Consider the following 19,739-nt stretch of genomic DNA (forward strand, 5'->3'; position numbering starts at 1 on the left):
GGAAAGACGTTAACTTAACTGTCTGATTTTGGAAGACGAAGTGTGAAGCAAGCACCACCAAGTGGGCTATGAGAAATCGAAACCTCACCATGTTGAAGTTCCATTATCTGCCTGACGATCGCCAAACCGAGCCCAAATCCACTCGTGTTTTTGTTTCGGGATTCATCCGCGCTATAAAATGCTTCGAAAAGGTGAGGCCAATGTTGCTCTTCTATACCTATACCATCATCATGTACATGGATTAAACAGCTTTGCTGATCACTTTTTATCTCAACCATAATTTGAGTATTTGCGTATCGCATTGCATTGCGTAGCAGATTATCCAAGGCACGTTTTAGCAGTTTTGGATCAGCGAATGCGCGTGCGTTTTCAGAGTTTGTTTCATTGAGTGAGATAGATAATTTGGTCTCTTTTTGCCATCTCTGTTTTAACTCACTAACTAACTTGGCGAGTGCTACGTTTTCTGTTTGCAACGCCGTATCTGGGCGTTCCATTTTGGCGTAATAAAGCAGCTCTTCAACCATGTCTTCCATCTCGTCAATGTCCTCGACGATACTACGTACATGCTTTTTCTGTTGTTCGGTTAATGTAGAGTCCGATAACAAGTCAGCTTGCCACTGTAAACGAAAAATAGGAGTGCGTAATTCATGCGCAACTGCATTGGTCAGCATTTTATTGCTAGTGATCAGGCGAGAAACTTTGTCAGCCATCGTATTAAAGCTTTTGTTCAGTGTCCCAACGGATTTGGCGCTTGAGGTGCTTGCTCGTGCTTTGAAGTTGCCTGAAGCAAACTCGACCGTGACTCTTTCTAACTCACGAATTCGACGACTCAAAAACCAGATCAGCAGTATGCAATACAGAGCAAATCCGGCTAAAAAGAATAACCATACAATGTTGTCATCAAAGTTAATCGCCTGAATAACTGAGCTATCCGGATCATCGATCATTTTGAAAATAGGGGTGTCCGCATCTAGGCGGAACCATATATCCCTTTCTTCGTCGTAAGCCACGTTAACAGAGGTGTCACTTTCAAATGCTTTTCTGATGTCCTCTGGAAGTTCTTCGAGCGTGTGAGGAATCAACAAGCGATGGCTGGACGTGGCAAATTGCTCAAGCTGTTGTTGAGTGTATTCTAGTCCGTGCTCTTCGTAGATAGGATAGATAAGATCGTGGAAAGCTTGACCTTCTTGCTCTTGTAGCAGGTAATCGTAATCTGTGTTGATCTCATAGACCAAGAATTCGTAACCCCACAAACTCACCATAAATAGAATGATAAGACCGACAAAGCTTTCCAGATAAATCCGTCTCATTATTCATTCCATGCATCAGGCATAAATAGGTAGCCTTTGCCGCGAACCGTGATGATTTTTTGTGGAGAGCAAGAGGCATCGCCTAATTTTTTTCTCAATGTCACAATACGGTTGTCAATGGTGCGATCTGTACCGTCGTACTCAATACCACGTAGTGTTTTCGTTAACCACTCACGTGAGAGTGTTTTTTCTGCGTGTGTTGCGAGAACCCATAATAAATCGAACTCACCGTCAGTCAGCGCAATTTCTTCCTGGTTCATGACGCATGATTTACGTAATCGGTTTAAACACAGCACTCCAATTTGTAGACCGTTTTCGGACTCGGTAGAGGCTGCCTCTTTTCTTCTCAATAGCATGCGAATGCGCGCCAGTAGCACGCGAGGTTTGATTGGCTTGGTAACAAAGTCATCGGCGCCAATTTCTAATGCGGCGACGTGATCGAAGTCGTCATCACTCGCTGTCAGCATCAACACTTTGCCTTTGTAGCATTCACGGATTTGACGACATACGCTCAGGCCGTCTTGTCCAGGTAGCATCAAATCTAACAAAACCACGTCTGGCTGTGTGTCAATAATCGCTTCCGGTGCGTCTGTCCCGTTGTCGATACATTTGACCTGGAAACCTTGTTCAACAAAATACTCTCCCAGCATAGCTTGTAATTTGGGATCGTCTTCCACAATGATTAAAGATGGTTTGACTTGTTGTGCGTTCATTTGAGTGATGTATACAATATTTAATATCACTGGAACTTAAACAAATTTACGAATTATTTCAAATAAAGCTTTCTCAGAATAAGGTTATCGGATGAGTTGATTCGATAAATACCCCAAGTAATGATTCAAACTTAATCATTAATCACATTATGAAGTGTCTAAAAAAGGCGCAACTGTTGCGCCTTAATATGGAATATTAGAGTGAACTTACGTTTTATTCGGTGGTGCACACGACACTGTTGTCGCTGCCAAAAGCATTGGGAACATAAGCGTCGGCTTGAGGGTCGTTTTCCCACTTTGCATCATTGAGCAAGTAGCGGAACTGAACATTCTGCTCTTTAGGTAAGCGCGTTTTAAATTTAAATTGACGGCTTTTCTTCACTAATTTCATCGGTTCTGGCTGCCAGTTGTTAAAATCCCCAGCAATATGAATGGAGTCCCACTGGTCTTTATCTAGCTCGAACGTGACTTCAACTTCATCTTTTGTCTTAAAGAATCTCTTTTTAAGCATTGATCTTTCCTTGTTCGTACAAAAACTGTTCTAACTATTACTCGTGTTTCATAACGATTTCAAGTTTTATCGAATTGTCGCTGGTATCAGGTGAAGAACTATCTAAATGATGAATAGCTTAATCGCTATGAGTTCTTGTGAGAGGGGAGCGGTATTGAGAAGCCTCAAGGGTAAGGAACCGTTAACGTACCAAGTTTTTAGGCGAGGCGGAACTCAGAGTCCGTATCTTGAAGTCAAACCGTTATCATGTATTATCTTAAATCACCATTTTTGTTGATGTAGCTATGTTGAAGTTTAACCGTACATTGTTGACCGCGATAGTTTGTTTAGCCGCTATGCTTTTGAGCAGTGTCGCTCCTATGGCGAAGGCTTCAGCCCCGGTGAAAACAATTGAAGTACGCGATATTATTGTTCAACAGGCTGCTCTGCACAAACAACTTGGCGTCAATGACGACTGCGTAGAATTACATCACGATGAGTCAGCCATCAATAAGGCACAACAATCTCACACGAGTTGTAGCTCTTCCTGCATGGTCAAAATTCCCGCCAACTTATCTCAAAACGACTTACTGCTTCTTCCTTATAGCCTTGCATTGATTGATAGGCCTCTAGTCGAAAAAGTAGTGACAGTGATCACCAAGCTTTATCGCCCTCCGATTGTTTAATTTCCCATCTCAAATTACTTGGGGTCCCCCCTTTTTACCAAATGAAATGATTTGGCATTTGAATGCCACGAGGAAATAAACAATGAAAAAACTACTTGCCTTATGTAGTGCACTTTTACTGACTTTTACCGCTCACGCAGCGCAATTTGAAGAAGGGAAGCACTACAAAGTTCTGGATGTTAAGAAAGCATCGAAACCTGTTGTGACGGAATTCTTTTCTTTTTATTGCCCACATTGTTACAAGTTTGAGTCGCTTATTGAGCGTTTAAAACCTGCTCTGCCAAAAGAGGCAAAGTTTGAAAAGGTACATGTGGGGTTCATGGGCGGAGATATGGCGATTCCGATGGCCAAGTCCTACGCGACGATGGTGTCGCTCGGGGTTGAAGATACAATGATTCCTGCCATGTTTGCCCAAATTCATCAAAAGCGACAAGCGCCAAAAGATGAAGCTGAGCTGAAACAGCTCTTCGTTGATAATGGCGTAGAAGGTAAGAAGTTTGATGCCGCTTACAATAGCTTTGCCGTAAACTCAATGCAGAAGGGCTTTGATAAGCAATTCTCTGCCAGCACGTTAAGAGGGGTTCCGGGTGTGGTTGTGAACAATAAATACATTGTTTTGGCCAACGAAATTCGTACTTACGACGAGTACAATCAATTAGTTAATTACTTATTGACGCTGTAACTGTAAATAGCATTGATGCTTAAAAATGGCGACGGTAGAGTCGCCATTTTTTATGCTTATCACACTCGTATTATCTAAGAACGCTTGTACATGCTTGAGTCGGAACACTAGTCATAAATATGGCATGCGGATAAAACAAGCTAGCAGCAGTGATTGCAACATTACATGGCTGAGCAATCGTAGTTTTAATCACATGGTAAGCACGGCTCCTGTATTATTTACTGTTTGAGCGGCGGCTTGTTGTGCTTGGTAAGACACGCAACCTGTCGTTGCATTGATCATCGCAGTGCTAAACAAAAGTTTGCGAAAAAACATATTCATATCCTTTGTGAATGCTTTGAATTACTTATATGTGGATTGATTCATAAATGAAACAAAACAGTGTTCAAAATATGTGTGCATTCACGAAATGAACATTGTTTTATAAAAAGACGTTTTTTTGTGATCTTAGTACTGGACAGACCAGGTTATGAAACTAAAGCCAATCCGTGCATTACGATTACGCCGAAGGTCAGTTTGCTCCTCATTCCTTGATATCCCTTGGGCTCGGCGTCTTGTTCGACTTTCCTCACGAGTTTTTCTGCATACCAAACAGCAAGATACCCAATTGCTAAGAGTAGGGTAGCGACCGCGTAATGTTTGTGACCCTGCAGTAATGCGCCCCAAGCAAGTAAGACAAAAAGGTTGCTGAGAATTAATATATTTCTGCTAAGGCGGTGGTAGTAATGCTCAATGCCGTTACCCCAAAGGATGCCGGATAAAAAACTTAATATAACGGCGCTGTATGCGATGAAAAATTGCTGGCCACTTAAATTGAACAGTGAGATGTCAGTGAAAATCAGCCCTAAACTAAACACAAATGGAACCAGACCTAAGTAACCGAGTTGTAGCATGGTTGAGCGTGTTGTCATGGTCGTCACCTTACAATTGTTGCTCTATCATATTGGTAAGCGTAGTACTTGTCGGTGATGTGGAGCTTGGAAAAGTGGCAATAACTTTGCCTTCAGAGCTAATTAGAAACTTATAGAAGTTCCATTTTGGTTTGATGCCAGCTTGGTTAGTAATCTCGCTGAATACGGGGTTTGCATCTACGCCTAATACTGAGGAGCGAGCCATCATTGGAAAGGTGACCCCGTAATCGAGATAACATACTTTCGCAGTGTTTGTTTCGCTTCCTCTATCCTGTCGGAAGTCATTGCTCGGGAAGCCTATAACGGTGAAGTTTTGGTCTTTGTAAGTTTGATAGAGGGTTTCTAACTGTTCGAACTGAGGAGTGAAGCCACACTGGCTTGCTGTATTGACGACTAGTAGTGTCTTTCCCTTAAAGCTTTCGCATAGATCGACTTCTTCTGTTGAGTTTAACAACCTTTGCTTACCTTGAAGAATATCAGGGCACTCAGATGCAAGAGTAAGCGAATTCATGGAGATAAAGCCAACGAGAGCGACGAGTTTCAGTAATCCTTTCATGGTGTTGTTCCCTTTGTTTTCAATAAGTATAACTACTCAAGCGCAAAGAGGATCGATCAAAAAAGCCGCACAAATGCGCGGCTTTTTTCAGAGCTGGGATTTAATTATGCCAGTTTTAATTCGAACTGGTTGCGGTACATCACCATGTCTTCAATCGTCAGCACTGGCATGTTGTGCAGGCGACCAAACGCAACGATCTCTGGTGCTTTTGCCATCGTGCCATCTGGGTTGGTCACTTCACATAGTACGCCAGCGGGTTGAAGCCCTGCCATTTGCATCAGGTCAATCGTACCTTCTGTGTGACCACGGCGAGTCATTACACCACCTGGACGTGCGCGCAGAGGGAATACGTGGCCCGGGCGAGCAAGATCTTCAGGTTTCGCATGCGGGTTTGCCGCCGTTTTAATGGTCGTCACTCGGTCTGCTGCTGAAACTCCCGTTGTTACACCAACTTTCGCTTCAATAGAAACCGTAAATGCGGTTTGGTTTGCACTGTTGTTGTTTACCACCATTGGAGGCAGTTCCAGTTTGTCTGCTTGAGCATCTGTTAAGCACAAACAAACGATGCCGCTACATTCGCGGATCATCAATGCCATTTGCTCGTTAGTGAGGTGCTCGACTGAATAAATAATATCGCCTTCGTTTTCGCGATCTTCATCATCAAGAAGTAGTACGCCACGGCCTTCTTTTAAAGCGATAAGTGCGTTTTCAACGCGAGTAATTGGGTCGCCGAATTCGGCAAGTAGTGATGACTGATTCATGGTTAACTCCTAAATTTCACCAGAATCAGGGCGGTATGAGAGATCGTCGTAAAATACGATCAAAAAGAAGTGCACCAGCACTCTTAGCAATCTGACTCGCTATGCTGGTGTATTCTTATTCTCTTTCATCCGGACTATAACCGTCGGCTCTGGCATCTCACCAGATCTGCTGACCTCGACGAATCGAGCGCTCGCGGGCTCACTTGAAAAAGTATACCGCCGGTGGGGAATTTCGCCCCGCCCTGAGAACAATTAAAAATGTGCCACTTCATCCAAGTTGTGAGGAAGTGGAGCTAGGATAGTACTGCGAACTGAATAGCTTGGAAAGTCGATTCCATCTGTATGATGGAAAAGTGTGCTATCGACGGAAATAATCTGTGCGAATAAAGTGATCAATCTGCTGTGGCACGAAGGTGTTGTAAATCAGGCTCGTATGCGTTTGCTTCACTTCGATATGATCTTGCATACCGTCCAGTCTTGTCTCTTCTACGGTAACCGTACCGTCCGACATAGTGTTGTCATTACGGATCAACAATGGGCGAGCGCCAATCGGCATCGTTCCTGCGATACTGCCGAGTTTTTGAGGGAAATCCCAAGCGTCATCATGTCTGTTTAATCCGTGGTGTGGCGAATTGCCTAAAATTGCACCCAATCCGAGATCTTGAATCCGACCTACTATGGACGCGCCTTTAAGAGGCGAACCGATAGCGACAACATGAGAGACTAAGCTGGTGCTCGGTTGTCTGTTGGCGAGATAGCGCTTAATCATCAAGCCTCCCAAGCTGTGCCCCACGAGCACGTTTGCGGTCAGTGGGTTAAGCGAATGGTCAATAGAATCAAACAGTGAAGACTCATCGATAGCAACAGTGTTATAGCTGAGTACTTGCGTTTCGTATCCGAGCTTTCGCAGCTTTTGGCTAAGAGGCTGCATGACCAGCCCATGCATATAAAGACCATGTAAGATGATGATTTTCATAATACCTCCTAGATTTATGACGTTGTAGATATCCTACTCTAATTAACAAAGAACTACTTGTGCTTTGTGGTGCATATTTACGTTTTGCTGAAAAGTTTGATCGGTATAGCAAGCGTATTAGCCCAGTAAATCCTGTACTTGTTGTTGCAATTGATGACGATTTAAAGAAGCTGGGCTTAACACTTCACCAATAATAACGTCCACTTTTGACCAAATACGAGTCGGTCGTTTTGTGAGAGCATGTCCGCCTTTGTGGCTGAAAAAAGAACCCCAAAGCCCCTTTAACGCCATAGGGATGACAGGAACAGGATTACGTTCAAGGATTTTTTCCACACCAGGGCGAAACTCACCCAATTCACCGTTAGACGTTAAACGACCCTCAGGGAAGATACAGACAACCTCACCGTCGTTAAGCGCTTGTTCAATCTGTTCAAATGCTCGACGGTAAGTGTCGGCACACTTACGTGGAGAACAGATCGGGATAACACCGGCATGACGGAAAACATATTTAAGAACAGGCAGCTCGCTGATGGACTTGTCCATCACAAAACGAACCGGGCGAGTAGAGGTTCCCATCAAAATCAACGCATCGACATAGCTAACATGGTTAGCCACGATTAACGCAGCACCTTGTTCAGGAATATGTTGGCGCCCCTGTACTGACACACGATACATACAATGGCTGAGTAAATAACTGATAAAGCGTTGTGTAAATTCCGGTACTTGACGATAGACATAGATTGCCACGAAGAAGTTACCTATTGCCATCATGGCAAACAGTTCCACAATAGAAAGCTCTAGTGCGCTGAGTACAACGATCGAAACCAAAGCAGACACCACCATAAACAACGCATTCATGATGTTGTTAGCAGCAATGGCACGTGCACATTCCCCTTTGTTTGAACGCGATTGGATGAACGCATAAAGAGGAACAATAAAGACACCGCCGCTTACACCAACAAGGAACAGGTCAATCATGACGCGCAGATGTTTGGATTCAGCAACGAAGCTTTGCACATCATAAAAGTGAATCGGAAGTGATGGATAACTAGGGACGGCCCATAGCAAGTCGACGCCAAAGACTGTCAGACCAAGGATACCGAATGGCAAAATACCAAGCTCAACGTGGTTGAAAGAGAGCTTTTCACACAACCAAGAGCCTGTAGCGATACCAATGGAAAACAATGCCAACAGTAAAGAAACGACAGTACTGTCTGCAAACAAATGTTCACGCGCAAAGTTAGGGAATTGAGTCAGGTAAGTCGCACCCATGAACCAAAACCAACTGATGGCTAGAATAGACATCCAAATGCCTCTCTGTTTTTTTGCCACTTTTAACGTGTTCTTTAAACCAGAAATTGGTTCAAACTTCGCTTTGTCAGTCGATTGGCTAGGCATCGTTGGAATATTCACACTGCTCATAAAACCAAGCAAAGACAAGGCAATCACGACACAAGAAGCAATCAAGGTACCATTAGGAATGGCTAGCAGCAGGCCTGCGCTTAGCGTACCTATAAGAATCGAAAGGAACGTGCCCATTTCAACCCAAGCATTTCCTTTAACAAGCTCATTTGGTTTGAGCGCTTGTGGTAGCAAGGCGTATTTCACGGGACCAAAATAGGCCGATTGAGTGCCTGTCATAAACAGCAGAACCAGCATCAGCATGGCACTTTGAGTGGCAATAGCGGTTGCAGCGCAAGACATGATAGCCAGCTCGATGAGCTTTAAACGTCGTATTAATTTGGCTTTGTCCATGCTGTCAGCGACGGCACCAGCATGCGCAGAGAATAGAAAGAAAGGTAAGATGAATAAGCCTGCCGCCAAATTAACAAATAGATTAACGGATATTGGTAGGTTATCAATTTGGCTGTAAGTCACCATCAATAACAGAACGTTTTTGTAGATGTTGTCATTGAGTGCGCCAAGGCATTGCGTCACAAAGTAAGGAAAAAAGCGTTTTGAGAAAAACATGCTGGCCCCGATTAAACAAAGTCGAATGAGATAGGAGCACTTTATGCTCAATGGACGATTAAACCAGCTTTCTCTTTCAAGTGACGTTGCATGCCACCAAAAGTAACGAAATTCGTTACTTTCATTTTCATTTGTTTGTTGAGTTACTAATTTCGAGACTTCTGAGTGGGTTTTCTTTCCCATGGTTCAAATAGAGGGAACGTCCAGCGACGCATCGCAATAATGAGAGAGGTGCCGTGTTTCTCTTCCATATCGAGAGAGCTATCACTTTGGCAAGCCTGATAAAACTCATCGATGACCTTTTGCAGTTTCTGTTGCAGCTTCTTGTTGGTTGGTACGCTCATCAATCCTGTTGCCATGGACAACTGTTCATCTTCACCGGAAAAGTAGCTTTGGAAAAAGGCGTCTTGAACTTGCTGTTGGAAGAACCGTTGAATAGGGCCGCCCACCTGCCACTTAAATGTCGGAGATATACGCAAACGAATTTTGTTATTTGGCTGCAAGTCGATGATGTTCAGACGATCCAACTGAGCAAGTTTTTGCACCAGTTCCAACTCATTGAAGGTGTATTGCTGAACGATTTGTTCAAACTGATAGCCATTTACAACACAGATCGCCACGAGTAGCAGGGCTTTATCGTCAACCAACTGCTTTTCTTGCTCTAACGTTAGCGACTCTAGACCTTTATTGTGCGCAGCCGCGAGCTTAAACAGTTCCGCCATTTCTAAACCAATCAATTGGCAAATTCGTTCTAAGCGTTCAAGGCTAATGTGTTGACCTTCAGCCAGTAACCGTTTGACGCTGCCTTCACTTAAATCAAGGTGTTGTGCAACATCGATATAATGCAGCCCAGCTAATTTTAGCTGGCGTTTAAGCTCTTTAATTAACGTACGGCTTTCAGACATTTACGCTGTCACCTCGTCGTGTAATTGCTCTATATACGCTTGCATAAAGACTTTGCGTTTTTGCGCTTCGCGTCTCGCTGACTCCGTGTTCATAGTTTCAGCGATTTTGAATAACTTGGTTTGAAAGTGATCCAGAGTGAATTGTTTATCGTCGAGTTCTCGCTGTTGAGCAAAGATGTCTTTGTCATCGTAAAGTTGCGCATCAAACTCAGTGCTCACTTGTATACAGCGAGTAATGCCAATTGCGCCTAAAGCGTCCAGACGGTCGGCATCTTGAACGACTTTTGCCTCCAATGTGTTGGGTCTGATATTAGCGCTAAAGCTGTGTGCTTCTATCGCATGGGCAATGGCATCATGGTATTGCTGCGGATAATCGATACTTTCTAAAAACGCGACCGCTTTTTTGGCTGCAATGATTGAGCTCTGCTTGCGGTTGGGATGACCTTTCGGATAGGTAAAACAATCATGTAAATAAGCGGCGGGAAGCACAATAGATAAGTCGGCGCCTTCTTCCATAGCCAGTTTTTTTGCGGTGTTTACGACCCGTTGAACATGGCTTATGTCATGCGCCGCATCGACTTGCATCTCTTGCTGCATAAATTCCAAAAATTGCGATTCTATCTGGCTTAATAAGGTCATGAGTTATATCTACAACTAAAGTGAAGGCAGAAGTATGCCGAACGCAGAGAGGAATTTCCAAGTTCAATAGTGTAATTGAGATTTAGCCATCAGAACCTTATGCAACCTAGTGAGTTTCGGGTCATCTTAAATAGCATTTTTGTGCGTTCGGTTGGCTACTAAGGTGGTAAGACACAGAACAGCAGTGACGTTTGCCAATAGCAAAAGGGCCTGAAGATTTCGTCAGACCCTTTTTCGTTTTAGTAGGTACTTTTACGAACCTTAGCGCTTGAACGTCACTTGCTCTGCTTGTTCAAGATGAATATGAGTCGTCGCAGGCTGTGTCTCTGCAATGACTTTACCGTGACGAACCGAGTAGCGAACCGGCACTTGGCGACGTACTGCATCAAAGCCATTTTCAGCTGGAAGAATCAGAAGACTACCTGGTTTGCCTTCTTCAATTCCGTACTTGTCTTGAATGTTCAATGTGCGCGCTGAGTTGGTACTGATGAGATCTAGTGAATTATTGATTTGCTCGTAACCCATGACCTGACATACATGTAGGCCCATGTGTAGCACTTGCAGCATGTTTGCTGTACCAAGTGGATACCATGGGTCGAATACGTCATCGTGTCCAAAGCAGACGTTGATGTTGGCATTCAGCATCTCTTTTACTCGTGTTACGCCACGACGTTTCGGATAATCATCAAAACGGCCTTGTAAGTGAATGTTCACCAGAGGGTTTGCCACGAAGTTGATACCGGACATGCGTAATAAACGGAACAGGCGAGATGCATACGCGCCGTTGTAGGAACCCATCGCTGTTGTGTGACTGGCCGTGACTTTACTTCCCATATCGAACTTGTGCGCTAATGCTGCCAACGTTTCAACGAAGCGAGATTGCTCGTCATCGATTTCATCACAATGCACGTCGATCAGACGGTCGTATTTTTGTGCTAATTCGAATACGTAGTGCAGTGATTCAATGCCATATTCGCGTGTGAATTCAAAGTGTGGAATCGCGCCAATAACGTCCGCCCCCAATTTGACGGCTTCTTCTAGCAGCTCTTTGCCATTTGGGTAAGAGAGAATACCTTCCTGCGGAAACGCAACGATTTGGATGTCTACCCACTCTTTCATCTCTTCACGCACTTCTACCATCGCTTTTAGGGCAATTAGGGTAGGGTCTGAAACGTCTACGTGAGTTCGAACGTGTTGTACGCCGTTTGCGATCTGCCATTTTAAGGTTTGTTTTGCGCGCGTTTTCACGTCTTCAATCGACAGCATTTCTTTGCGCTCAGCCCAACGTTCAATACCCTCAAACAATGTGCCAGAGATGTTCCAGCTTGGCTCGCCTGCGGTTTGCGTTGTATCTAGGTGGATGTGCGGCTCGCAGAAAGGCGCCACCGCCATGCCCCCTTCAGCATCGATGGTGTCACCGTTATGATTAAGCTCCACATCGTTGCTTTCAATGCGCTTGAATTGACCATCTTCAATCAAAATTTGCTGCAGACCTTTTTGTCCTTTTAGCGTTACGTTTTTGATCAGTAGTGTTGTCATGATGGTTCCTTACGCTGGCTGTGTAGCCAGTGCTTTTTTGTTGAGAATAGGATTAAGAATCAGGAAGCTAATTGCGCCGCCAAGTACAGCGTTAATCGGTACTACGCCAGGAAGGAAGTGTCCCGCACCAACGCCAATCACGACAGCGATAATGCCAGCCCAGTTTATGCTTTGGAACTGGGCGGCTTCAAAGTTTGCGTAGCGCTTACGGTTCGTGAAGAAGTCAGCGATGATCACGCCGCCAATCGGTGGAATTGCCAACGATAAGAAGGTCAGCCAGCCAACAAAGTTATTGTAGAGCCAGAGAGCGCAAAGTGTGCCAACAAGACCGTTCGCCATTGAGATGTATTTACTTGGTAAGCCCGTGATGTTGGAAAATCCAAGACCCGATGCGTAGAGCGCGTTGTCGTTAGTCGTCCAAATGTTTAATCCAAGTACGATGATGGCGGGAATTAATAAGCCTTGCGCAATCATCACTTCAGAGATGTCTGATTGACCAGTCACCGACGCACCTGCCGCGCCAAAGATAAACATTAACGAGTTACCGATGAAAAATGCCACCATTGTGATCATCACAGCGCTGCGCGGCTTTTTGCCAAAGCGCACGAAATCTGCCGTTAATGTACCAGCACTGACAAAAGAGCCGACAACCATCGCGAGAGCTATTGAAAAATCGAGTGGCTCGGTTGGTTGAACCTGTTGTAGTTCGCTAATACCGCCAACGCTATTTACTGCCTCGATGACAGAGTAGCCGCCAAGTAGCGCAATGGCAGGAACGGCAATTGCTGACAACACCATCAGTGCTGAGATGCCAAAGTAAACGGTCGCGGTCATGAGCAAACCGGAGACAAGGATCAAAGTATTGGTATCGATGCCCGTTGCTTTATGCACCGGAATCGCAAACATCGCGACACCAACTCCAAACCACCCAACTTGAGTACCGCCAAGAAGAGCAGAAGGAAGCCAAGAGCCTTTAGAACCAAAAGAGAAACGAGCAAGAAGGTGAGTAGAGAGACCAGTAGAAGCGCCGATGTAACCGAGGAAAGAAGTGTAAATACCGAGGATTAGGTTACCGATGAGAACAGCGAGGAAAAAATCATTAAAGGAGAGCCCAGTACCGAGAGAACCCCCTGTCCACATACTTGCGGAGAAAAAAGTGAGTCCTAACATCACCATGGTTAGTGATGCCACGCCTTTTCTGGCCGTGTTGGGAACTGGTCCAAGACTGTAGTTATTGTCTCCAGCCATTATTACCTCCGCACATTGAAATATTAAATTATAGCACCTGGTTTTCAGGCAAACGGCGCGTATTATCGTGATGTAAATTTAATAGTCAATGATAAAATTGCAATTTAAACGTTTGCTTGGTTTTTGGCGTCTGTTTTTTCTTTAAATAACAATGGTTTGGTTTTTAAGTTCTAAAAATTAAAAGTTTATTTTTACGTGTTTTATATGATTTATAGACAGGTTTTCTATGTGAAATGAATGTTTTGAATTGCTATTTATGTTTATGGATTAAATTTATCTATAACTCTAGATTGTTCAGTCGATTTCTATGAAAAGAAAACGATTTCATGATGAGCGTTTTGGTTTGGACGTTATTTTTTCTTTTTTGGGTATGTTTTCTTGGTTTTATTTTATGTAGGTAATTTGTTTTTGTTGAAGCTGGTATTTCTAATGGTTTAGTGGGCGAATATTTGAATTTTATAAACAGTAAACAATCTGTTGTGGGCAGGAAAAGTACAACCGAGCTCGGTCAGAGGATAAGAGAGCAATAGCCACATAAAAAAATAGCCAACCGCAAAGAGTGCGATTGGCTTATATACATGTGAACAAAATCAAGTTCACTAACAACGTCAGTTGGCTAGGTGACCCTCGGCTTAAGAAGGGTCGATTTATATAATGCAGTTACTGTGCCAACTTTAATATGCCCTAAAATACGTAGTTTCTGTGACATGCGTTGCTTAAAGTTTGAGTTTGTTTGCAACTTGCAACTGCGTTATGCAATTTGACTCTATTATGCTAATGATTGATTAATAAACAGTGGGCTTTTTAGAGCATGACTAAACTCGCCGTTCCCAAAAAGGCGAAGAAACCAACCACATCTGTCACCGTCGTTAGAATAACCGAACCTGCTAAGGCTGGATCCAATTTAAACTTATCCAAAATAATGGGTATCAACACGCCAAATAAAGCAGCGGTAATAATGTTGACGATAATGGCCAGCGCGATGGTTCCACCTAAAACTGGCGATTGGAACCACAATCCGGCTAACCCGCCGATGATTAGCGCCCAAGCAATGCCGTTCAGTGAGCCAATACCCAGCTCATTTTTTAAGAATTTGAATCGGTTACCTGGGGTAATCTGATTAAGCGCCATCGCACGAACCATTAGAGTCAGCGTTTGGCTGCCTGCAATGCCACCCATCGATGCAACAATTGGCATTAGTACGGCCAAAGCCACCACTTGAGCAATCACGTCTTCAAATAGCCCGATAGTGACAGACGCTAAAATTGCAGTCAGCAAATTGATGCCCAGCCACACGCCGCGTTTTTGTGAGCTTTTTAATATTGGCGCAAACAAGTCATCGCCTTCATCCATACCAGTACCGGCCATTAAGCGCGCTTCGTAGATTTCACGTTGCGTACTTAATGCAAATTGCCAATCGACTTCACCAATCAGAGTTTGGTCTGCATCAGTCACAGGCAGAGCGGGCAGTGTGCTGTGCTCTAATGCTTCTACCGCTTCGGGAAGCATCATCTTACTGTCTAGCACCGTCACCGCTTCAATAACGAGTGTTTTCAAGCGAGTATCAGGATTACTACGTAAAATTTCGTAGTAATTGACTGTCCCTCGATACTGTTTATTACGGTTGATCAGGTAGACCTGTTGAGGCGTGTCGTAGCTATAGCGCTCCATTAACTGCTTAGCCGTTCCAATCGTAATATTAAAGGGCAGGGTGATGATTTTACGCTCAGCCCAGTGGCCGAGTTCTTCATCTTCATATTCGTTTGCTTGATCGTAAAGCTCTAACTCATCTTTTTCGATTAACGCGAGCGCTTCGTTGATGATCGACTCAGGCAACGAATCCGCCCATTCGATCAGCGATAAGTTATCAAGTTTAGCGAGGGTGAGTTTTAGCTCGACTTCAGATAATGCATTGATGATAGAAAAACGTACGTCGGCACGCATTTCCGTTAACACGTCGATATGCAGTTCTAGTGGCAAAGCTCGCCATAAGCGAACACGATCATCGATTGGAAAGGCTTCCAGAATTAGGGCGACTGCGCCAGGTTCGAGACCCGCTTCAATAGATTCATTGAGCGTTGCGACTTGATCCGCTTCTTCGGCTTGGCCAATTTGCTGGATTAGAGTGGAGAGATCTTGAAACTTGCTCACCTAGTACCCCGATAGTTAATTCGTTTTATGGAAGTATGGCATGTTATTGAGATGCACAACTATGCATCTTAACCTTGCTCAAGGTACTTGAAAGTAACAGAAAAACAATAGGCTATTCGCTGTTGATAGTGAGATATGGCTGTACCAATTGGCGAATGTTCACTTTTGCGCCAATTCTCGCTGCGAGCAAATACATGCCACCAATTTTACGATGTAAAAATAGGGCATCGGCAGGTGGGGTATGCCAGTACTCTTGTTCCATGCTCAAAATAGTGCCAGCTTCGCGAAGTTTTTGCGCTAAGCCACTGGCTTTAAAATCATATGGCTCATCGACTAACATGGGTTCACATGCCATTTTTACTAAATCGAGAATCGCTTGGCGCTGATCAGGTAAGATGGTTTGGCTGAAGAAGCCAATTTGCTCAAGCGCGTCATTCAAGCATTGTTCGTCATTATTCATGACGGACGCAAAGGCTTGGCGATAGCCGGCACTGAATCGTTCGCTGTATTCGCGAGTTGCACCGAAATCTAACAAGCCGATTTGGCGAGTACTTTCAATGTACAAGTAATTGGCGAAGTTAGGATCGGTTTGCACCATCTTGAATTCGAACAGCTCTCTGAACAGCAATTCGAGCAAACTGTGCATGACAAAATCTCGCGTACTTTGATCATAATGTTCGATGTGTTCAATGGGTACGCCGTCAATAAATTCCATGGCGAGAACGGAGTCTGAGCAACTTTCAGTGTGAATCTTTGGTACGACAAAGTGAGGATGCTCCTTCAAAGCATCATGGTAACGAATCGCAAATTGCGCTTCTCGGGTGTAATCGGCTTCATCATGCAGTTGCTTTTTGGCTTCTTCTAGTAACCCTTTGTAGTCGACGGATTCTGGAATCAACCCAACCACTTTAAGCAGCGTACCTACGTTGTCTACGTCGCTATCGATACTTTTTCGTATGCCCGGATATTGCACTTTGACGGCTAGGTTATCGCCCGCATCGCTGTAGGCTTGGTGCACCTGTCCTATTGATGCACTGGCGATTGGTTTGAAGTTAAATGATAGAAACTCAGCTTTCCAACTCGTTCCTAGCGAACTTTCCATAACTCCGTTCAGTTGCTTTGCAGGCATTGGGTCTGCGTTGGAGCGAAGGCGGGAGAGAATATCGGCGAGTTCAGGTTCTAAAACATCACCAGCATCCATTGAAAGCATTTGACCAAGCTTCATTGCAGCGCCACGTAGGTGAGCAAGTTGGTCTGTCAACCGTGCGATGTTTTGTGGCGTCAGCAAGAGGTCTTTCGCTTTTGGTTTATTGCCTTTGGCGATTTGTTTCGTGCCTTCTGCAATCACATTGCCTGCGACACGGGTAGCAAGTGAAGCGAACTTGCTGAACCTTGAGATACGATGGGTAGGTAGGCTTCTTTCCTTTGCCGACATGAATCTTCTCCGCTGTCTACTAACTAATTGTTATACGGGAAAAGGATGTGTTTGGATACAAATGAAAAAACCGCCAGCGAAACTGGCGGTTTGTGAGTTTAGATGGAGTAGAAGAAGTACAGCTGAGACTTCATTCGAATGATGATCCCGCGAATCACATCTAAGAAGGCCATGAAGCCTATCGGTTTTTCACCGCTGACCCATGCGAGGCCAACAGAGCCAACAGGAATGTCGTAGCCTTCTGGCTCATCAATCTTAAGACGAACAAAGTGGTGTTTGTTCTGTAAATTCTTTCCAGTGGTGATACGTACGGAATCATCGAAACCCAGCAGATTACCTTGTGACTCACCTGTTGCTTCAACAATGCCTTCGACGGTCGCTGAGAAGATCTTACCTGGGTAAACGGACGAAGAGAATTCCGCTGGCTGACCCGGTTTGATGTTACGAATCGCCTGGTGGTTGACTCGCATCAGCACATACTTCTCGTTAGTGTACATGTTGATACGCGGCATTATCGATACACGCTGACCTTCACGCAGGATAAAGTTGGTGACAAAGCCATCTGTTGGGGCATGAACTTTTGTGCTATTCAAATCCCATTGCGCTTTTGCAATTTGCTCTTCAGCTTGGCGCAGTTCGGCTTGTTTGGTTTCAACTGCAAGTTCCGCTTTATGAATCGCCAGTTTTGCACGGGAAATATCGACTTGTTTCTTCTTAATTTGAGACTCAAGGGTAAACACGTTGTGACGTGCCATATCAACCGCACTCGATTGTTTGTCGATATCGCTTTCCGTGATGGTGTTTTGCACCACTCGGTTTTGCTCAAGATAACGATCTAGCATTTTTTTCTGCAATTTGTAGTCAACTTTCGCCGCTTCCAACTGGCTCTTGGATGTTTCTAGATCTTGCACTAGCGCTTTGTGGTTAGCTTCTTCAATCTCGATGTCGCCTTTTGCCGTAGCTAATGCGACTCGTGCAGAATCGGCGGATACGCTCGCCTGATTTAATGCGATTTCGTATTGTGTTGGGTCAAGTTCATAAATAAGCTGACCTTCTTTAACTTGTTGATTTGGCTTAATGTAAATGTGGTCAACTTTACCCTTCACATTGGTTGAATCCGGACGCAACTGGATGTGTGGTGACTGCACCACTGAGCCGCCGGATAGATCCATCGGCGTGAAGTTGATGAGGCCTACCCAGACGAACATTAACCAACCCAAGCCGCCTAGGTAAGCGAACGATTTGGTTGCTTTGTTCCAAGGCATGCCGACTAAACGGAGCAGATAGATGAAGAGTGCCCATACCGCTAAACCTTCTAACATTATGCCTCCTCTTGTGGCTGTGTTTCTGTTTGCGGTTTACTTTTCCATGTATCACGCAGATTGATGATGGCTTTTTCCATATCAACGAATGCAAAGATCACGGCTAGCACCCATACCCAGTGCCAGACAAACCCTATCCAGGTCAGCGCAGTGATGAGCCCTATCTGATGATGGTCTTTGCTGTGTGCTTTATTGATAGGTAATTCATGGATTTTCCAAAAGCCGTAACACGCGCCCGCGACACTCGCGATTAAAACGACAGCAGCGACAACATGTAACGCCGTATCTGCGCCTGTACCGACAAATGGGACACTCAGTAAACTCATTAAACACTCCTCTATCAAACGGTTGGCGTATTGTGATCTGGATTTGATTTAGGTCTTTCTTTGTGACAGATTCAATCAATAGAGAGTTAAATTTGATGTGATTGGTAATGAAGACGGTTCGATTTATTCGCGCGATGGGCATTCTAAACATGCATAACCTCGCGTTATCTAAATATAATTTGGGCTCGGATGAACTGGGGATTCCGTCGTCGGTGTTTCACAACCCAATGACACTGATCCCGCTAACAGCAGTCGCAGAATGGTATCGTTGTGTTGAACAAGCCAGTGGTGACCCGGATGTGGTGTTGAGTCTCAGCCGAGGAATTGAACTGCAAAAGCTTGGACCTGTGGGACGCTGGCTATTTTCTGGGAATGATTTAGCCAGCGCGATTCGACGCGTTAATTATGGTGCGAGTAACTTACAATCTGGGGCGTTTTTTGCTGGCGAACAGTCGGGCAAAATCATCAAATGGACTTACCACAATCCGTTTATAGAAACGTCAGTAAAGGTGCACGATAGTATCCGCTGTGCGGTATTTATGATTAAAGTGCTACGCGAATTTCTTGGTAAAGACTATCAGCCTTTGCGCGTCAAGATTTCAGGGTCGAGAAAAAATACTGAACCATACCGAGAATATTTCGGCTGCGAGGTGGAATGGAGTCAGCCAAAAACAGAAATATGGATCCCGGGAGATGACCGATTAGCTTCCCGCCAAGTGAGCCATCGCGAAGACAGCCGTCTAGCGATGAGTTTTTCCGATTTGGATGATTTGCTTAATATGCCCGACCCAGAAGATGAGTTGAAAGTGATTTATGAAGTGGTGAACTACAGCAGCCATTATGGATTGCCAACGTTAGAGCGCGTTTCTTCTCTGCTTGATTTATCTGAACAGCAGTTTCAACGTCGTTTGCACAAATTAGGCCTCAACTTCTCGATGGTATCCGGCTATGTATTGAGTAATGTTGCGGCTGGATTATTGAGTAAGCGCGTGAGTATTGATGACATAGCTATGCGCCTTGGTTACACCAATGTGGCGAGCTTCAATCGTATGTTTAAGAAGCATCGTGGATTAACACCCAAGCAGTACGCAGGAAGATTAGAAAAGTAATGCTTCACT

General features: G+C 44.5%; 19 protein-coding genes, 1 pseudogene and 1 riboswitch. Of the genes and pseudogenes, 3 read left to right on the forward strand and 17 right to left on the reverse strand.

Annotation, left to right across the window (positions count from 1 at the left end; genetic code table 11):
* Nucleotides 1-14: 14 nt before the first annotated feature.
* The 3 genes from CBX98_RS08205 to CBX98_RS08215 all read right to left on the reverse strand — a co-directional run bounded on the left by CBX98_RS08205 (nucleotide 15) and on the right by CBX98_RS08215 (nucleotide 2,534).
* The gene (locus tag CBX98_RS08205; RefSeq protein WP_006741195.1) at nucleotides 15-1,310 is read right to left on the reverse strand and encodes an ATP-binding protein; all 1,296 of its coding nucleotides are present in this window, start codon (nucleotides 1,308-1,310) and stop codon (nucleotides 15-17) included.
* A complete protein-coding gene (locus CBX98_RS08210) occupies nucleotides 1,310-2,023 on the reverse strand; it encodes a response regulator (protein WP_005396348.1) in 714 nt (237 codons plus the stop codon). Before CBX98_RS08210 ends, CBX98_RS08205 begins: the two co-directional genes overlap by 1 nt.
* A 214-nt stretch (nucleotides 2,024-2,237) precedes the next feature.
* Entirely contained in the window at nucleotides 2,238-2,534 is a 297-nt protein-coding gene (locus CBX98_RS08215; RefSeq protein ID WP_005396349.1) for an isoamylase early set domain-containing protein, read from the reverse strand.
* Between the two features lie 284 nt (nucleotides 2,535-2,818).
* Here CBX98_RS08215 and CBX98_RS08220 point away from each other — a divergent pair, with 284 nt between their 5' ends.
* Nucleotides 2,819-3,199, forward strand: coding sequence for a hypothetical protein (locus CBX98_RS08220; protein ID WP_074190469.1), 381 nt, complete (start codon nucleotides 2,819-2,821; stop codon nucleotides 3,197-3,199).
* An 82-nt stretch (nucleotides 3,200-3,281) separates the two neighbouring features.
* Complete coding sequence (locus CBX98_RS08225) at nucleotides 3,282-3,881, forward strand: thiol:disulfide interchange protein DsbA/DsbL (RefSeq protein ID WP_005373667.1); 600 nt, start codon at nucleotides 3,282-3,284, stop codon at nucleotides 3,879-3,881.
* A 70-nt stretch (nucleotides 3,882-3,951) separates the two neighbouring features.
* Here CBX98_RS08225 and CBX98_RS26810 read toward each other — a convergent pair.
* From CBX98_RS26810 to CBX98_RS08300, 14 genes and pseudogenes are all read right to left on the reverse strand, one after another.
* A pseudogene (locus CBX98_RS26810) lies at nucleotides 3,952-4,196 on the reverse strand (hypothetical protein).
* A 152-nt stretch (nucleotides 4,197-4,348) separates the two neighbouring features.
* Nucleotides 4,349-4,792 (reverse strand): DUF3429 domain-containing protein, encoded by a 444-nt coding sequence (locus CBX98_RS08235; protein ID WP_005396352.1) that lies wholly within the window; start codon nucleotides 4,790-4,792, stop codon nucleotides 4,349-4,351.
* A 10-nt stretch (nucleotides 4,793-4,802) separates the two neighbouring features.
* Entirely contained in the window at nucleotides 4,803-5,348 is a 546-nt protein-coding gene (locus CBX98_RS08240; protein ID WP_053807940.1) for a glutathione peroxidase, read from the reverse strand.
* 104 nt (nucleotides 5,349-5,452) lie between these two features.
* Nucleotides 5,453-6,109, reverse strand: a complete 657-nt coding sequence (ribB, locus tag CBX98_RS08245) for a 3,4-dihydroxy-2-butanone-4-phosphate synthase (protein WP_006741191.1) — start codon at nucleotides 6,107-6,109, stop codon at nucleotides 5,453-5,455.
* 113 nt (nucleotides 6,110-6,222) lie between these two features.
* A riboswitch (FMN riboswitch) is annotated at nucleotides 6,223-6,363 on the reverse strand.
* A gap of 104 nt (nucleotides 6,364-6,467) precedes the next feature.
* Nucleotides 6,468-7,085: a cobinamide adenolsyltransferase gene (locus CBX98_RS08250; RefSeq protein WP_054866975.1), complete on the reverse strand. Its 618-nt coding sequence runs from the start codon at nucleotides 7,083-7,085 to the stop codon at nucleotides 6,468-6,470.
* A 117-nt stretch (nucleotides 7,086-7,202) separates the two neighbouring features.
* On the reverse strand, nucleotides 7,203-9,056 hold the full coding sequence (locus tag CBX98_RS08255; protein ID WP_109168947.1) for an MFS transporter: 1,854 nt from the start codon (nucleotides 9,054-9,056) through the stop codon (nucleotides 7,203-7,205).
* Nucleotides 9,057-9,202: 146 nt separating this feature from the next.
* Nucleotides 9,203-9,961 carry a helix-turn-helix transcriptional regulator gene (locus CBX98_RS08265; protein ID WP_109168948.1) on the reverse strand — a complete coding sequence of 253 codons (759 nt, stop codon included), beginning with the start codon at nucleotides 9,959-9,961 and terminating at the stop codon, nucleotides 9,203-9,205.
* Nucleotides 9,962-10,600, reverse strand: a complete 639-nt coding sequence (locus CBX98_RS08270; RefSeq protein WP_109168949.1) for an HD domain-containing protein — start codon at nucleotides 10,598-10,600, stop codon at nucleotides 9,962-9,964.
* A gap of 261 nt (nucleotides 10,601-10,861) precedes the next feature.
* Nucleotides 10,862-12,139 (reverse strand): cytosine deaminase, encoded by a 1,278-nt coding sequence (locus tag CBX98_RS08275; protein WP_109168950.1) that lies wholly within the window; start codon nucleotides 12,137-12,139, stop codon nucleotides 10,862-10,864.
* A gap of 9 nt (nucleotides 12,140-12,148) precedes the next feature.
* Entirely contained in the window at nucleotides 12,149-13,387 is a 1,239-nt protein-coding gene (gene codB, locus CBX98_RS08280; protein WP_109168951.1) for a cytosine permease, read from the reverse strand.
* Between the two features lie 804 nt (nucleotides 13,388-14,191).
* On the reverse strand, nucleotides 14,192-15,538 hold the full coding sequence (locus tag CBX98_RS08285) for a magnesium transporter (protein ID WP_109168952.1): 1,347 nt from the start codon (nucleotides 15,536-15,538) through the stop codon (nucleotides 14,192-14,194).
* Nucleotides 15,539-15,650: 112 nt separating this feature from the next.
* Nucleotides 15,651-16,973: an AarF/ABC1/UbiB kinase family protein gene (locus tag CBX98_RS08290; RefSeq protein ID WP_109168953.1), complete on the reverse strand. Its 1,323-nt coding sequence runs from the start codon at nucleotides 16,971-16,973 to the stop codon at nucleotides 15,651-15,653.
* A gap of 98 nt (nucleotides 16,974-17,071) precedes the next feature.
* A complete protein-coding gene (locus tag CBX98_RS08295) occupies nucleotides 17,072-18,295 on the reverse strand; it encodes a biotin/lipoyl-binding protein (RefSeq protein ID WP_109168954.1) in 1,224 nt (407 codons plus the stop codon).
* Nucleotides 18,295-18,621, reverse strand: a complete 327-nt coding sequence (locus tag CBX98_RS08300) for an MFS transporter (RefSeq protein ID WP_005433326.1) — start codon at nucleotides 18,619-18,621, stop codon at nucleotides 18,295-18,297. The genes CBX98_RS08295 and CBX98_RS08300 overlap by 1 nt, the downstream gene beginning before the upstream one ends.
* A gap of 107 nt (nucleotides 18,622-18,728) precedes the next feature.
* Between CBX98_RS08300 and CBX98_RS08305 the strand changes: the two genes are divergently transcribed.
* The gene (locus CBX98_RS08305) at nucleotides 18,729-19,730 is read left to right on the forward strand and encodes an AraC family transcriptional regulator (RefSeq protein WP_109168955.1); all 1,002 of its coding nucleotides are present in this window, start codon (nucleotides 18,729-18,731) and stop codon (nucleotides 19,728-19,730) included.
* Nucleotides 19,731-19,739: the final 9 nt, after the last annotated feature.

Source organism: Vibrio sp. T9, from assembly GCF_003123985.1.
GTDB lineage: Bacteria > Pseudomonadota > Gammaproteobacteria > Enterobacterales > Vibrionaceae > Vibrio > Vibrio diabolicus.

Bases quoted from the DNA above. Each gene is read 5' to 3' on its own strand.
- CBX98_RS08240 (WP_053807940.1), bottom strand. From the start codon at position 5,348: ATGAAAGGATTACTGAAACTCGTCGCTCTCGTTGGCTTTATCTCCATG.
- CBX98_RS08265 (WP_109168948.1), bottom strand. From the start codon at position 9,961: ATGTCTGAAAGCCGTACGTTAATTAAAGAGCTTAAACGCCAGCTAAAA.
- CBX98_RS08205 (WP_006741195.1), bottom strand. From the start codon at position 1,310: ATGAGACGGATTTATCTGGAAAGCTTTGTCGGTCTTATCATTCTATTT.
- CBX98_RS08220 (WP_074190469.1), top strand. From the start codon at position 2,819: ATGTTGAAGTTTAACCGTACATTGTTGACCGCGATAGTTTGTTTAGCC.
- CBX98_RS08215 (WP_005396349.1), bottom strand. From the start codon at position 2,534: ATGCTTAAAAAGAGATTCTTTAAGACAAAAGATGAAGTTGAAGTCACG.
- CBX98_RS08295 (WP_109168954.1), bottom strand. From the start codon at position 18,295: ATGTTAGAAGGTTTAGCGGTATGGGCACTCTTCATCTATCTGCTCCGT.
- CBX98_RS08225 (WP_005373667.1), top strand. From the start codon at position 3,282: ATGAAAAAACTACTTGCCTTATGTAGTGCACTTTTACTGACTTTTACC.
- CBX98_RS08255 (WP_109168947.1), bottom strand. From the start codon at position 9,056: ATGTTTTTCTCAAAACGCTTTTTTCCTTACTTTGTGACGCAATGCCTT.
- ribB (WP_006741191.1), bottom strand. From the start codon at position 6,109: ATGAATCAGTCATCACTACTTGCCGAATTCGGCGACCCAATTACTCGC.
- CBX98_RS08235 (WP_005396352.1), bottom strand. From the start codon at position 4,792: ATGACAACACGCTCAACCATGCTACAACTCGGTTACTTAGGTCTGGTT.
- CBX98_RS08275 (WP_109168950.1), bottom strand. From the start codon at position 12,139: ATGACAACACTACTGATCAAAAACGTAACGCTAAAAGGACAAAAAGGT.
- CBX98_RS08210 (WP_005396348.1), bottom strand. From the start codon at position 2,023: ATGAACGCACAACAAGTCAAACCATCTTTAATCATTGTGGAAGACGAT.
- codB (WP_109168951.1), bottom strand. From the start codon at position 13,387: ATGGCTGGAGACAATAACTACAGTCTTGGACCAGTTCCCAACACGGCC.
- CBX98_RS08305 (WP_109168955.1), top strand. From the start codon at position 18,729: ATGAAGACGGTTCGATTTATTCGCGCGATGGGCATTCTAAACATGCAT.
- CBX98_RS08300 (WP_005433326.1), bottom strand. From the start codon at position 18,621: ATGAGTTTACTGAGTGTCCCATTTGTCGGTACAGGCGCAGATACGGCG.
- CBX98_RS08270 (WP_109168949.1), bottom strand. From the start codon at position 10,600: ATGACCTTATTAAGCCAGATAGAATCGCAATTTTTGGAATTTATGCAG.
- CBX98_RS08290 (WP_109168953.1), bottom strand. From the start codon at position 16,973: ATGTCGGCAAAGGAAAGAAGCCTACCTACCCATCGTATCTCAAGGTTC.
- CBX98_RS08250 (WP_054866975.1), bottom strand. From the start codon at position 7,085: ATGAAAATCATCATCTTACATGGTCTTTATATGCATGGGCTGGTCATG.